General features: G+C 56.3%; 11 protein-coding genes and 1 pseudogene. 7 read left to right on the plus strand and 5 right to left on the minus strand.

Annotation, left to right across the window (positions count from 1 at the left end; all coding sequences use genetic code 11):
- Both NTD84_RS13850 and NTD84_RS13855 read left to right on the plus strand, forming a co-directional pair.
- Positions 1-804 carry an enoyl-CoA hydratase/isomerase family protein gene (locus NTD84_RS13850; protein ID WP_262166311.1) on the plus strand — a complete coding sequence of 268 codons (804 nt, stop codon included), beginning with the start codon at positions 1-3 and terminating at the stop codon, positions 802-804.
- Positions 805-973: 169 nt separating this feature from the next.
- Positions 974-2326 (plus strand): MFS transporter, encoded by a 1353-nt coding sequence (locus NTD84_RS13855; RefSeq protein ID WP_262166314.1) that lies wholly within the window; start codon positions 974-976, stop codon positions 2324-2326.
- Here the strand turns inward: NTD84_RS13855 and NTD84_RS13860 are convergent.
- Positions 2319-3104: an alpha/beta fold hydrolase gene (locus NTD84_RS13860; protein WP_262166317.1), complete on the minus strand. Its 786-nt coding sequence runs from the start codon at positions 3102-3104 to the stop codon at positions 2319-2321. The two genes, NTD84_RS13855 and NTD84_RS13860, sit on opposite strands and share 8 nt — an antisense overlap.
- A 90-nt stretch (positions 3105-3194) precedes the next feature.
- Between NTD84_RS13860 and NTD84_RS13865 the strand changes: the two are divergent.
- Together NTD84_RS13865 and NTD84_RS13870 are read left to right on the plus strand one after the other, a co-directional pair.
- Positions 3195-4164: pseudogene (locus NTD84_RS13865) on the plus strand (XdhC family protein).
- A 178-nt stretch (positions 4165-4342) separates the two neighbouring features.
- Positions 4343-5197, plus strand: a complete 855-nt coding sequence (locus tag NTD84_RS13870; RefSeq protein ID WP_262166320.1) for a helix-turn-helix transcriptional regulator — start codon at positions 4343-4345, stop codon at positions 5195-5197.
- Positions 5198-5301: 104 nt separating this feature from the next.
- Here NTD84_RS13870 and NTD84_RS13875 read toward each other — a convergent pair whose 3' ends face one another.
- From NTD84_RS13875 to NTD84_RS13885, 3 genes are all read right to left on the minus strand, one after another.
- Positions 5302-5592, minus strand: coding sequence for a DUF6388 family protein (locus NTD84_RS13875; protein ID WP_262166323.1), 291 nt, complete (start codon positions 5590-5592; stop codon positions 5302-5304).
- Positions 5593-5662: 70 nt separating this feature from the next.
- Positions 5663-6406, minus strand: coding sequence for an SPOR domain-containing protein (locus tag NTD84_RS13880; protein WP_262166326.1), 744 nt, complete (start codon positions 6404-6406; stop codon positions 5663-5665).
- A 554-nt stretch (positions 6407-6960) separates the two neighbouring features.
- Positions 6961-7851, minus strand: coding sequence for a LysR family transcriptional regulator (locus NTD84_RS13885; protein WP_218534915.1), 891 nt, complete (start codon positions 7849-7851; stop codon positions 6961-6963).
- 109 nt (positions 7852-7960) lie between these two features.
- On the opposite strand from NTD84_RS13885, the gene NTD84_RS13890 reads away from it, so the two are divergent.
- Both NTD84_RS13890 and NTD84_RS13895 read left to right on the plus strand, forming a co-directional pair.
- Positions 7961-8968, plus strand: a complete 1008-nt coding sequence (locus tag NTD84_RS13890; protein WP_262166329.1) for a zinc-binding alcohol dehydrogenase family protein — start codon at positions 7961-7963, stop codon at positions 8966-8968.
- An 82-nt stretch (positions 8969-9050) separates the two neighbouring features.
- The gene (locus tag NTD84_RS13895; protein WP_262166333.1) at positions 9051-9359 is read left to right on the plus strand and encodes a putative quinol monooxygenase; all 309 of its coding nucleotides are present in this window, start codon (positions 9051-9053) and stop codon (positions 9357-9359) included.
- A 54-nt stretch (positions 9360-9413) separates the two neighbouring features.
- Here the strand turns inward: NTD84_RS13895 and NTD84_RS13900 are convergent, their stop codons facing one another.
- On the minus strand, positions 9414-10397 hold the full coding sequence (locus NTD84_RS13900; RefSeq protein ID WP_262166548.1) for an LLM class oxidoreductase: 984 nt from the start codon (positions 10395-10397) through the stop codon (positions 9414-9416).
- Positions 10398-11151: 754 nt separating this feature from the next.
- Here NTD84_RS13900 and NTD84_RS13905 point away from each other — a divergent pair.
- Positions 11152-12459 carry an OprD family porin gene (locus tag NTD84_RS13905; RefSeq protein WP_133839509.1) on the plus strand — a complete coding sequence of 436 codons (1308 nt, stop codon included), beginning with the start codon at positions 11152-11154 and terminating at the stop codon, positions 12457-12459.
- The last annotated feature ends 203 nt before the right edge of the window (positions 12460-12662 follow it).

Genomic DNA, 12662 nt, shown 5'->3' on the forward strand with positions numbered 1-12662 from the left:
ATGCAACAACAAGCGATCCAGCAATTTCTCGACACTCAGTTCGATGGCTTCCAGGTTGAAGTCGATGTGTCCCGCGAGCGCGCCGACATCATCCTCAACCGGGCGCCATTGAACGTCATTTCCATGGGGCAGCGCGATCAATTGCGCCTGGTCTTCGAAGCCCTCGATGCACACAAAGACGTGCGCGTCATCGTGCTGCGCTCGGTGGGTGAACACTTCTCCAGCGGCGGCGACATCAAGGGCTTTCTCGAAGCATCGCCGGAGCACGTTTCGAAGCTGGCCTGGAATGTCGCGGCACCGGCACGTTGCGAAAAACCGGTGATCGTTGCCAACCGTGGCTACACCTTCGGCGTCGGTTTCGAACTGTCCCTGGCCTGCGATTTCCGCATTGCTTCACAAACCACTCGCTACGCCTTGCCTGAACAGAACCTGGGTCAGATCCCGGGCTCGGGTGGCTCCGCACGCCTGCAGAAAATCATCGGCATCACCCGCACCAAGCACATGGTGATGCGCGCCAAACGCATCACCGGCGACCAGGCCTTTGCCTGGGGTATCGCTACCGAGGTCGTGCCGGATGCCGAACTGGAAAGCACCGTCGATGCATTGGTCGATGAACTGCGGCGCTTCTCGCCGCTGGCTCAGCGCACGGCGAAAAAACTGATCAACGACAACGAAGATGCGCCGCTGACCGTCGCGATCGAAATGGAAGGTCACTGCTATAGCCGTCTGCGTAGCTCCAAGGACTTCAAGGAAGGCGTCGAAGCGTTTCACAGCAAGCGTGCGGCCGTGTTCATCGGCGAGTAAATCGTTCCGGCGAGCAGGCCCGGGAGTATGTCGGTAACGGCGTGCGCCCTTACGGAGCAGGGCCTGCCGCCCCTTTAATGCAACGGATATCACCGCTGACCTGCTGATTACCCGCAACCCGAGCACCGGGATGCAGAACGTTTCGATTCATCGTTTGTGTGAGGCAACCATGACTACGACAACAACAATAAATGCATCACCCACCAGCGCCGCTATCGATACACCGCAGATTCCACCGGGCAAGGCCTTGCTTGCGGCATTTGCCTCGACATTCGGCTGGGCGCTGGATTTGTTTGACTTGTTCATTCTGCTTTATGTGGCGCCGATCATCGGGCGCCTGTTCTTCCCCTCGGACACCCCGACATTGTCGCTGGCCGCGGTATATGCCTCGTTCGCCGTGGCCTTGCTGGTACGTCCGCTGGGTTCGGCGATCTTTGGAGCGTATGCCGACAAACACGGTCGCAAGCGTGCGCTGATGGTATCGATGGTCGGCGTCGGTATTTCCACGGCACTGTTTGGCGTGTTGCCGACCATTCACCAGGTCGGGGTGTTGGCCCCGATACTGTTTTTGGTATTGCGGGTGATTCAGGGCATTTTCGTTGGCGGCATCGTCGCTTCCACTCACACCATCGGCACCGAATCCATCTCGCCGCGCTATCGCGGCTTGATGTCCGGGTTGATCGGTGGCGCCGGTGCCGGCATGGGCGCGCTGTTGGCGTCATTCACTTATCTGGTATTGTCGGAGATCTTTCCGGGGGGCGAATTCGACGTCTGGGGCTGGCGCTTCATGTTCTTCTGCGGCCTGCTCAGCACATTTTTCGGTCTGGTGATGTTCCGTTACCTGGATGAAAGCCCGGTCTGGCGGCAACTGCAACAGGCCCGCAAAACCAAGGGGCCGGCGGTAGTGGTCGTGTCGCCACTCAAGCGTCTGTTCGGTTGCGAGTACCGCGCCGTGATGCTGGTCAATCTGCTGATTACATTCGGCGGCGGTGCCACGTATTACCTGGCCTGCGGTTATCTGCCGACATTGCTCAACGTGGTCGCCAAAGTGCCTCATACGCAGACTTCGCAGCTGCTCATGTATGGGTCGGTGGCAACCATTGTCGGAGCACTGGCCTTCGGTTACCTGAGTGACCTGATCGGTCGCAAGAAGACCTTCATGCTGCTGGGTGTGATCAACCTGGTGGGCCTGCCCATGATGTTCCATGGGGTCGCCGAGCCGGGTTCGCTGACCCGCACTGCGCTGTATTGCATGGGCATAGGCTTCATGGGCGGGGCGATCATCGCGCCTATCCTGATCTTCCTCAACGAACGCTTTGCCACCGAGCTGCGAGCCAGCGGCACCGGATTGTCCTGGAACATCGGTTTCGCCCTCGGCGGAACCATGCCGACCTTTGTGTCTCTGGTCAGCAGCAGCCCCGCGCAGATCCCCATGGTACTGGCGTTTTTCGCCGTCGGTCTGTCTGTGATCTACCTGATTGGCAGTGTGGTGATTCCAGAAACCCAAGGCAATTTCAAATAAAGGCGGGGAGGTGCTCCAGGAATTCGCAGATCAGCTGCAAGGTCTGCTCGGGCGCTTCGGTCTGGGGAAAGTGCCGACAGTTATCCAGCAACACACAGCGGCAGGGTCCAGGCACCTGTCGCTGGATGACCACCAGTTGCTCGGGCGTGGCGTAGTGGTCTTCGCGACCCTGAATGACCAGCAGCGGCTTTTCGATACAAGCCAACTGCGCTTCGAGATCGACCAGGGAAAAGTCCGGATGCAACCAACTGTCGCTCCAACCGTGAAAAGCACCATCGACATTGGTCCCGTGGTGGCGTACCAGGCGTTCGCGCAATTCGCCCTGATGCCAAGCCTCAGTGGTATGGCGAATGCCATCGAGGCTTTCGGTCTCGACAATCACGTGAGGCGCCAATGCAATGCTGCCCAACACGCGCGGATCGTTGGCGGCGGCATAGGCGAGGACGATGGATGCGCCGTCACTGTGACCGAGCAAGACCACTTGCGGCAGTTGCAAGGCATCGAGCAGTTGCCGCAGTTCACGAGGGCCGTCGCTGCTCAGGTAGTTCAGCGGACGCGGCAGGGTTACCGGGCTCGATTGCCCATAACCCTGACGGCTGTAAGTGACTACACCGTAACCGCTGGCCTGGGCCAGGCGCTGCGGGAAGTCTTTCCATTGTTCGGCGCTGCCAAGGCCTTCGTGCAACAGCACCAGTGTCGGTCGCGATGGGGCAGCCGCAGGGATTTGGCGATATTCCAGGCTCAGCGGCCCAAGTTGCAGAAATTGTGGTGGCGACATGTTGAGTCAACGATTGAACAAGGTTGCTCGCAGGTTACCGTAAACGTAACCCGGCATGCAGTACCACGCTTTGCTTGAGGTATAGAAAACATGCGTCATCTCGATGTTCAGGTGATCGACCAGGCACTGCAATGGGCTCGCGCCGGGCAGGCCCAGTGGCTGTGCACGGTGCTGTCCACCTATGGCTCGGCACCGCGTGCGCCGGGTGCGATGCTGGTGACCAATGGCTCAGGCGAACACGTCGGCTCGCTGTCGGGTGGCTGTGTCGAAGAGGAGTTTCTCGAAAGTCTGGCGCGCGGTGAGTTACGCGAACCGGCGCAGATCGTCAGTTATGGCGACAGCGTCGAGCAACGCCACCGTCTACGCTTGCCCTGTGGTGGTGTGCTGATCGTGCTGGTCGAGCATCGGGCTGCCAGCCTTGAATGGATCGCACACTTGGAGAGCCTGCAAGCGGCGTTGCTCGGCCAGCGTCGTCTGCTGCGTCACGTCGAGCTGAGCAGCGGTGCATTGCGCCTGGACCCGGACGCCGGACACGGCAGCGAACGGGTGCAAGTCGACGACGAAAGGGTGCGCATCAGCGTCGGCCCGGCGTTACGACTGATTCTGGCCGGGCTCTCGCCGGTCGCTGAATTCTGCGCCAGTTTTGCCCGCCATCGGATGCGAAGTTATCGCCTGCGACCCCCGGGAAGAGATGCTGCATGTACATCTCGAAGGCGTGGAGATGCAGCGTGTGCTGCCCTCGATGTTTATCGCCGCCGGAGGTTGCCACGCGGCGACGGCGGTGGTGGCGTTGACTCACGATCCGCGAATCGATGATCTGGCGCTGATGGAAGCGGTTCACACCCCGGCGTTTTACATCGGCGCCATGGGCTCTCAGGCAACCTCGGCCAAACGCGCCGAGCGGCTCAAACGCATCGGCGGCCTGACGGATGAACAGATTGCCCGTCTGCACATGCCCATCGGCCTCGATCTGGGCAGCAAGGCCCCGGCGGAAATCGCTCTGGCGGTGGTCGCCGATATCCTGCGCGTGTATCACGGGAAAGAGCGTCATGCCTTGTAAGACGGTTTTTCCGACGAGTGTGGGGGCTGCGAAAGTCGAGGTAGACGCTCGGTCATTCGCGCGCGATAGTGGTTTGCTGAACCATAGAGCGATCGCCGGTGTTGAGAAATAGATAGACGCCCCGATGATATGCATTGAGGTCGATAACGATATCGCTTCATGCGAGCGGAGAAATCTGATGTCCATTGCCCAACGGGTTTTCCACGGCAGGTTTGGACGGGTCGCCTTGCTGAATATGGATCGTTCGCTGGTCACCCACACCCATTCCGAATGCCATGTGCTGGTCAAAGTGTCTGGCGAAGACACTTACTTCAACGTTAACGGTCGGCGGGTACCGCTCAGCGATCGCACGGCGGTGCTGGTCAACGCCTGGGAGCCGCATTTCTACGATCCGCAGCCGGATGCCGGTGCCACCCTGATCCTGGCGCTCTACATCGAGCCCGCCTGGCTGGCCACTGCCCAGCAGTCGCTGGCGCTCAGCGGTCGGCCGGACTTTTTTGCCCAGTCGTGCATCGAGCTGTCGAGTTGTAATCGCACCTTGGCTGACATCTTGGTCGCCGAAGCGCATGGCTGCGGGATTGTTCCGAAAGAGCGCATGGAATTCATGCTGTTTGATTTCCTGATCGAGCTGATCGAGGACTTTTCCAGCTGGCGGCATTTGTCGCTACTGGGTGCGCCGAACTCAGGTGAGTTCCGGGACGCACGCGTGCGCCGTGGCACCGCCTGGTTGCTTGAGCACCTCGATGATCCGAACCCGATCGACAACGCCGCACGGGCTTGTGGTCTGTCGCGGGCGCACTTTTTTGCGCTGTTCAAGAAAGATACCGGCATGACGCCGACCCTGCTGCTTAACGACGCGCGCATGCGCCGGGCTTTTGCCTGGCTTGAGCGTGAGCGCAGTGGAACATTGGGCCTGTTGTCGGAGAACCTCGGGTTCTCCGAGCAAGGTCATTTCACACGGTTTTTCCGTCAGCACATCGGAGCTTCACCCAGCCAGTATCGGCGTGTAGTGGATTGTTATCCGACGGTTTGAATCGAGAGAAGGGCGGGGGTATTGGGCAATACTCCCGTCGGTGAAGTTAGTCGTTTATCTACAGCATTGGAGGCGTGTATAGGCTACGAAAGTTATAGAGTGGACTAATCGTCCAGAAACTCATAAATCTCTTTCATGCGTTCTTCACGCATCAACTCAAGCTCTTCATTAGTGTTAGCTACCCATTGGAGAATGAAGTCCCAACAATCGCAGTCATGAGCGTCTGCTTCTGTTTCAAATACTTCTTGCAGGAATTTCTGGCGATATTCTTTGGGCGACAGTCCGCAACTTTCAGCGAGGCTGTAGTTCAACTCGCTGAGTTCAAGCTGGAGCCATAAGTTGGCGTCCAGGAATTTCTTCAGGGCGAGTTCGGCTCTGAATTCTTTTGCGATCATGAATATTCTCTTGTGGCATGAAAAATGTGGCGGGTTGTACGAGGTCTGCCCAGCGCTAAATCGGACTATGTCAATTTCCTGCCATCATCCATCCTCGAACGCCATGACTTTCACTCAACTCTTTCACGACTCGAGCTGCGTCTTGTTTTTGTCTATACGGGCCGATGACGACAAAGTTGTTTTCTTTACGCGCTACCGGTAACTCCAGTTGCTTAATGGCATTTGTGGCGCGATGACGGCTGGGTGTGTTCAACGCTATTTCGATCACCCACAAGCCGGATGAAGGCGTGGTTGAAGCTTCTTTTTTAGCGTGGAGAATATAGCTACCACACGTTAAGCACGGGCTTTCCAGCGTGATTAGCGACCCAGGCACGGAGCGAAAGACATGCCATTGCGGATCAGAGGTTTTTTTGCGGGCGAAGAGCACCAGGAACAGGCCGGTAGAAGCAATCAGGCCGCTAAGGATAATTGTCCAATTGCGTGCTTGTGTGGGCAGTGAAGGCAGCGAAAAAACTGGCGATTCGTCTGGATTTTCGATCAAAAACTGTGCGGCGTGAGCCTCCGTTGAGTCGGGTATGGGGGATTCGTTTTCCGCAAGGGGCGTGAGCCCGTCGGAATATTTCGTAGTGAAGTTTGTTACAACTTCATTAGCGGTGTCATCGATGAGCTGTTTTAGCTTTGTCACGTTTTTCTGGATGTATGAATTGTCGACATTGTTTTCACAAAGTGGTCCTATGGATGTGTACGTCCATAATAATGCTGATAGTTGCCCTACAACGCCCGTTACCAGGAAACCCAAGCCAAGCTTTCGCACGTCACCATCTCCAAATCAAATGAATAGTTATTTGTCCCATTTCTTTCTGATAAAGCATGGTTCTATTGTTTATCCTGGGATGGTCTGGATTCTTGAGCGCGTCAGTGTGCCCAAGCGCCAAAATAAGTTAGCTTCTTGTTTGTTGTTTTAAAGAACATCGGGCTTGCACTTTATAGAATGCTGGTTGACGAAAAAGGCTCAGGTGAGCGAAAAAAAATAGTATCAGATGGGTTGTTATGCTGGCCTATTAAAACACTTGTATTTAAGGTAAATTTTGTGGCCGAAGTAACTGGCCAAAGATTTAGGTCATACCTATGCACTTGCTATAAAGGAAAGGACTGTTAGCCGGCCCTTTACGGTACGAACAGGGAGAAGCTATTGAATTTTTTGTCACCCTTTCAAACGATGGCGGTGTCCTGCGCTACATTTCAGGTGTCATTCCTACCTTGGAGCGTTCTTGGTGAACGATCCAGACATTGTGCTTGGTGAGCGCATTGATCCGCCGAACCACGAAGCGAGGGATGCTCAACAAGCATCAATTGTCGTCATTCGGTTCAACTGCGCTTCAGCGCAGAAAACTGACCACTTAACCACGTATAAAGCTGGGAAACCGCAGGGCTGATCTGCTTGCGATGCGGGCACACCAGACTCAACGGCGAAGCTTCGCCAGGAAAATCCGGCAGCAGCACAAGCAGGCGCCCAGTGGCGATATCGGCACTGACATCCAGCCAGGATTTGTAGGCGATACCGTCACCGTCCAACGACCAGCGTCGCACGACATCGGCGTCATCGCTGAACAGTGGCCCTGAAACCTGCACGGTTTGCCCGCCCAGGTTCCACTTGTCGTAGACCCGGCCATTTTGCAGATAGAGCAGGCAGTGATGCTTGCTCAAGTCATCCGGCGTTTGGGGAGAACCGCAGCGTTTCACATACTCCGGCGAGGCAACCAGAACCCGCTGGTTCCACGGTGCAAGCGGCAGTGCCACGTAGTTGGCGTCTTCATTCGGGCCATATCGAATCGCCACGTCCACAGGGTCGCGAAACAGATTGGCCATCTGGTCTGACAGGAAAAAACGCAACGTCAATTCTGGATGCTGACGGCGGAACAGCGTCAGCCACGGCAGCAGTATGTTGCGCCCCAGATCGGAGGGTGCTGTCACCTGCAGGACGCCCCGCAGCGTGGCGTTCTTACCACGCAAATTTTCCTTGCCTTGCTGCAGGGTCTCAAGCACTGAGTGGGCGGTGGGCAGATATTGCTCGCCTTCGGCAGTCAATCGCAGGCTACGAGTGGTGCGGGCGAACAGGCGTACGTCCAGCTCGCGCTCCAGACGTTTGATGGCGGCGGCGACCTGACCAGGCAATAGATCAGCCTCCAGCGCCGCTGCGGTGAAACTGCCCAGCGCGGCGCTGCGGATGAATAAACCAAGATCATCGATGCGGATCATTTTCACTCCTGCAGTGAAAGTGTTGGCGCATTCTGCTTGTTTTTCTTTGTACTTGGGAAGTCGAAGATGGCTGCGAACGAGTACATCACCCTTCAGACAGCGAGTGTCCATGAAAGCCATCACCTTTACCGAACATGCTTTGCCCATCGACAATCCACACGCATTGATCGACATCAGCCTCCCGGTGCCCACGCCTGGTCCACGGGATCTGCTGGTCGAAGTTCGCGCGGTGTCAGTGAATCCCGTCGATACCAAGGTGCGCGCCGGAACTTTCACAAAAGAACCGAAAATCCTCGGCTGGGATGCCACAGGCATTGTCCGCGAGATCGGCTCTGAAGTGACGCTGTTTCAGCCGGGCGATGAAGTGTTCTATGCCGGCTCGATTGCCCGCACCGGCAGTTACAGCGAATTCCATCTGGTCGATGAGCGGATCGTCGGGTACAAGCCTCGGTCATTGAGTGCCGCCGATGCGGCAGCGTTGCCGTTGACTTCGATCACTGCATGGGAATTGTTGTTTGACCGGCTCGGTGTCGTCGAGGGTTCGGGGGAGGGCAAGTACCTGTTGATCACCGGAGCGGCTGGGGGCGTCGGTTCGATGCTGGTGCAACTGGCCCGACAGTTGACCCGCCTTACCGTCATCGGAACTGCCTCACGCCAGGAAACCGCTGATTGGGTGCGGCAGTTGGGCGCGCATCACGTGATTGATCATAGCCAGCCACTGCTCGCACAGTTGCAAGCGCTCGGCGTGCCGGAGATCGACTATGTCGCCAGCCTGACTCACACCGAACAGCACTTTGCACAACTGATCGACGTGCTCAAGCCGCAAGGGCGTCTGGGAGTGATTGACGATCCCGACAGCCTCGACGTGATGCCGCTCAAGCGCAAGTCGCTGTCGTTGCATTGGGAGCTGATGTTCACCCGCTCGCTGTACGAAACCCCGGACATGATCAACCAGCATCACCTGCTCAATCGGGTCAGCGCTCTGATTGACCAAGGTGTTCTGCAAACCACTGTGGGCGAGCACTTCGGTGCGATCAATGCGGCAAACATGCGTCGTGCCCATGCGCTCGTCGAGAGCGGCAAGGCCCGGGGCAAGATCGTTCTCGAAGGTTTCTGATTTCACTTCAGGCGGGTCGCTTGCGGGCCCGCTGAACCGTCTGCGGCATCACTTGCCATTTTTTAATGTTGGAGCGTTGACGATGAATTCGTCCAGTAACGTGTTGGTATCGATTGCCGTGCTCAAGGCCAAGGCAGGCAAAGAACTGGCATTGAAACAAGAACTGCTGGCGCTGGTAGAGCCGACCCGAGCAGAGCCGGGCAATCTCGGTTATGTGTTGTTCAAGCTGCGCGACGAGCAGGACACGTTCTACATGCGCGAGGCTTTCAGGGATCAGACGGCGCTGGATGCGCATTTTTCGATGCCTTACTTTCAGCGCTTTGCCGCCACGGCAGATGACCTGCTCGAAGAGCCGTTGCAACTGATATTCCTTGAGCAGGTATCGGCCTGATGATTCAACCAGTTGAACCGCACCACCTCGGCCGGCGTGGAGGCGGCCGGCGGATCAATTCGCTTCAGGACGCGGCTGTACTCCGAATTGCGGAACGATGTGAGTCCCCAGCTCCTCAATGACTTGCGCAGCAGGGCGCTTTCCGTATTTGAGATTCAGGATAACGTGGTCCACTCCGATTTCCTCAAGCGACTCCAGCAAAAACCGGAGATGGTAGTGTCCAAGTTTGAACCCCAAATGAATGCGAGTGGGCGGCGTGGACGGGTTCTCATCGAGGTCGATGTAAAGCGACTGAGTGAAGGGCTTATAGACGGAACCACATTGCTTCATGACCTCCAGCCGCCAATCTTCCACGATCAGTCGCTGCATGTTCGGTGGGCGTGGATAGTTGATCCATCCGACGCTTTCGCGCGCGATCCAATCCAGTGACTGGCGGCTATTGCCGGTCACGAACATTGGAATGACTTGGGTTGTGGGTTTCGGAATGAGGTCTGCACCCTGCATCTCACCACCGCTCCAGCGAATGGGCTCAAAGCTGGTGCTGTGGGCTCTGCGAATCACCTCGTAATGCTCCCGAAAGATTTCTGCGCGCCTTTCGGGATCAACGCCAAAAGCCGAAAACTCCACAGGGCGATCGCCGGAAGCTACACCCAGAATCAAGCGACCTGCGCTCAACTGATCGACGCTGGCTGATGCCTTGGCCGTGTGCAGAGGGTGGTGTAGCGGGATGGCAATGGATGCGGTGCCAAGCGCTATCTCCGACGTATGAGCGGCCATATAGCCCAGGTAAACCCAGGGGTCGAAGACTTGGCCGACATCACCGAAATTAGGGGCCCGAAGAGGCACATCGCGAAACCAGAGCGCGCAGAAGCCCAGCGCCTCTGCTCGTTTGGCCAATGCGACCTGGTTGAGCATGTTCGGCGTGTCCCCATCGAAGGCCTCCAAAGGAAAGAACAATCCCAGGCTCAAATGACCCGGAGTGAAGGTTCGGCTGAACCCTCGATGCTCCTGATAAGGAATCGTGCTCGGCCGATACATACTCATCTTCCTCAATGGGGAGAACGTGAACAGCGCCCCTGTTTCCAGAGGTGCTGCGGCATCGGTCGCTTGGGAACGACAGGTGGGGTAGTGGGTGCAATCTTTGCCCGTTGCGCCGTACATGCTGGTCGGGTCGACCGGAGTGAGGGGCCAGTTGCTGGCGATACGCGCGGGCAGGTCCGGATTGGCATTGAGCGGGCGGTCAAAATAAATCAGATCGTTCCAACCCGATACATCGCCTGAGCAAAAGCATGGGGACCATCCAACAAGCGTAGGCGGCATTGCGGGGAACCGCCATGTCGTCGTCCGTCTCGGTACCTGTCGCAGATGATTACACCGCAGTCTGGGCCTTGGACGTCGTGATCGCCGCGCCGCGGGTTACTATAGAGGACAGTCGTCAGGTCAGCCCGCTGAGCCTTTGGGTACTCGACCGACAATTGGGTCCGGCCCCAATCCTGAAATTCAGACGATAAGATAAATTTTCAGACCGCAACGCAGAACTCCATTTCCCCAGGCAAGGCACTCCCTGCGCCTTTCTCACACAATCCGCTCTATCGCTATTGCGTTGCATAACAGAAACAGGTGCGATGAGCGACTTTGGAACTTGCATTAACAATATTAACTTGATGCAGGAGGGGCGAGGCATCGTCGATTTCTCGTTTTCAGCAGGATATTAAGAATAATAAAAAAACGCGCACCTGAAAATCTTGCGTTGCTTCTATTACTTTAAAATAACAAATGGAGCGCTATATAAATGAGTGGAAAAACAATAACTGCAAGTTCGGTGTTTCTTAGTATTACCCTGAGTGCCCAGGTGCATGCGGACTTCCTGAGTGACAGCAAAGCCACCTTGGGAATGAGAAACTTCTACTTCAATAACGACAACCGCGATGGCGTTGCCGCACCTTCCAAAACCGAAGAATGGGCGCAGGGTTTCATGCTGGACTTCAAATCGGGCTATACCGATGGAATGGTTGGCTTTGGTGTCGATGGCCTGGGGTTGCTGGGAGTTACCTTGGACAGTGGCAAAGGACGGCATGTCGGTAGCAGCATGATGCCTTCTGACAGTGACAACCGTGCCGTCGACGAGTGGAGCCGGCTGGGGCTGACCGTAAAAGTCAAAATGTCGAAAACTGAACTTCGCTACGGCACTTTGATTCCGAAACTCCCAATTCTGGTCGCCAACGACGGGCGCGTGCTTCCACAAACCTTCGAGGGCGGTCAAATCACCTCGAGCGAGTTCAAAGGGTTGACCTTGACTGGAGGTCGTATCGAACATGCAACAGGACGTGGTTCGAGCGATCAGACGGGGTTGGCCGTTGCCGGTGGTACGCGGGAAAGCAATCAGTTTGACTTCGCCGGGGGCGATTGGAATGTCACCAAGGATCTGACAGCTCAGTACTACTACGCCAGCCTCGACAACTACTATACGCAGCATTTTATGGGATTAATTCACACCCTTGCCCTCTCGGACAATCAGTCCCTTAAAACCGACCTGCGCTATTTCAAAACTGACTCGTCAGGGGCAAATAGCTCCGGGACGTCAGGCTACAGAATGAGTGGCTACACCAAAAACGGTAGTGGAGAGATCGACAACCGTACCTGGAGTGCCGCGTTGATTTACACACTGGGTGGTCACGCGATTACTGCGGGGTACCAAAGTGTGTCAGATGGCAGCAACTTCACTCAACTCAGTCAGGGTAGCCTAACAGACAAGGGCGCCGGTGGAGCAAGCCTGTATCTGTATACAGACCGCCTGATCCAAACTTTCACCCGTGCAGGCGAGCGCACAGCTTTCGGTCAGTATGCTTACGACTTCGCCGCTCTGGGTGTCCCTGGCCTGAAAGGCTCGGTCATGTACCTCTCCGGCGATAATATTAAAACTACGTCAGGCAACAACCAAAAGGAATGGGAAAGAGACATTAGTCTGGACTACGTCCTTCAGTCCGGAGCGCTCAAAGGCGTCGGGTTCGGCTGGCGTAACGGCAAGTCCAACAGCGAAGCATCTCGAAACGTAGATCAGAATCGTATTTTTGTGACCTATAGCATTCCGCTTCTCTAGATAGCGGTGCGGGAAGTTTAGGGATATCGGATGCTCATGATCGGCGCAGACCCGCAGTGCGACACGCCAGTCATGGTCAAGCTGGTCGTCGAGGCCGAGGTTAGAGAGGTCCTTTACTATCGGTCGTGTGCCGTGCACCTCGGGCTGCATTTGATAGTGTCCGTTCGAAGGCATACGATCGAGATTGAAGGTGTCTACATGCA

Origin of the sequence: Pseudomonas sp. 14P_8.1_Bac3 (assembly GCF_025466085.1) — a bacterium.
Lineage (GTDB): Bacteria > Pseudomonadota > Gammaproteobacteria > Pseudomonadales > Pseudomonadaceae > Aquipseudomonas.

What these genes read in the sequence shown, in the direction of transcription:
- NTD84_RS13850 (WP_262166311.1), top strand. Translation starts at nt 1, where the DNA reads ATGCAACAACAAGCGATCCAGCAATTTCTCGACACTCAGTTCGATGGC.
- NTD84_RS13855 (WP_262166314.1), top strand. Translation starts at nt 974, where the DNA reads ATGACTACGACAACAACAATAAATGCATCACCCACCAGCGCCGCTATC.
- NTD84_RS13860 (WP_262166317.1), bottom strand. Translation starts at nt 3,104, where the DNA reads ATGTCGCCACCACAATTTCTGCAACTTGGGCCGCTGAGCCTGGAATAT.
- NTD84_RS13870 (WP_262166320.1), top strand. Translation starts at nt 4,343, where the DNA reads ATGTCCATTGCCCAACGGGTTTTCCACGGCAGGTTTGGACGGGTCGCC.
- NTD84_RS13875 (WP_262166323.1), bottom strand. Translation starts at nt 5,592, where the DNA reads ATGATCGCAAAAGAATTCAGAGCCGAACTCGCCCTGAAGAAATTCCTG.
- NTD84_RS13885 (WP_218534915.1), bottom strand. Translation starts at nt 7,851, where the DNA reads ATGATCCGCATCGATGATCTTGGTTTATTCATCCGCAGCGCCGCGCTG.
- NTD84_RS13890 (WP_262166329.1), top strand. Translation starts at nt 7,961, where the DNA reads ATGAAAGCCATCACCTTTACCGAACATGCTTTGCCCATCGACAATCCA.
- NTD84_RS13895 (WP_262166333.1), top strand. Translation starts at nt 9,051, where the DNA reads ATGAATTCGTCCAGTAACGTGTTGGTATCGATTGCCGTGCTCAAGGCC.
- NTD84_RS13900 (WP_262166548.1), bottom strand. Translation starts at nt 10,397, where the DNA reads ATGTATCGGCCGAGCACGATTCCTTATCAGGAGCATCGAGGGTTCAGC.
- NTD84_RS13905 (WP_133839509.1), top strand. Translation starts at nt 11,152, where the DNA reads ATGAGTGGAAAAACAATAACTGCAAGTTCGGTGTTTCTTAGTATTACC.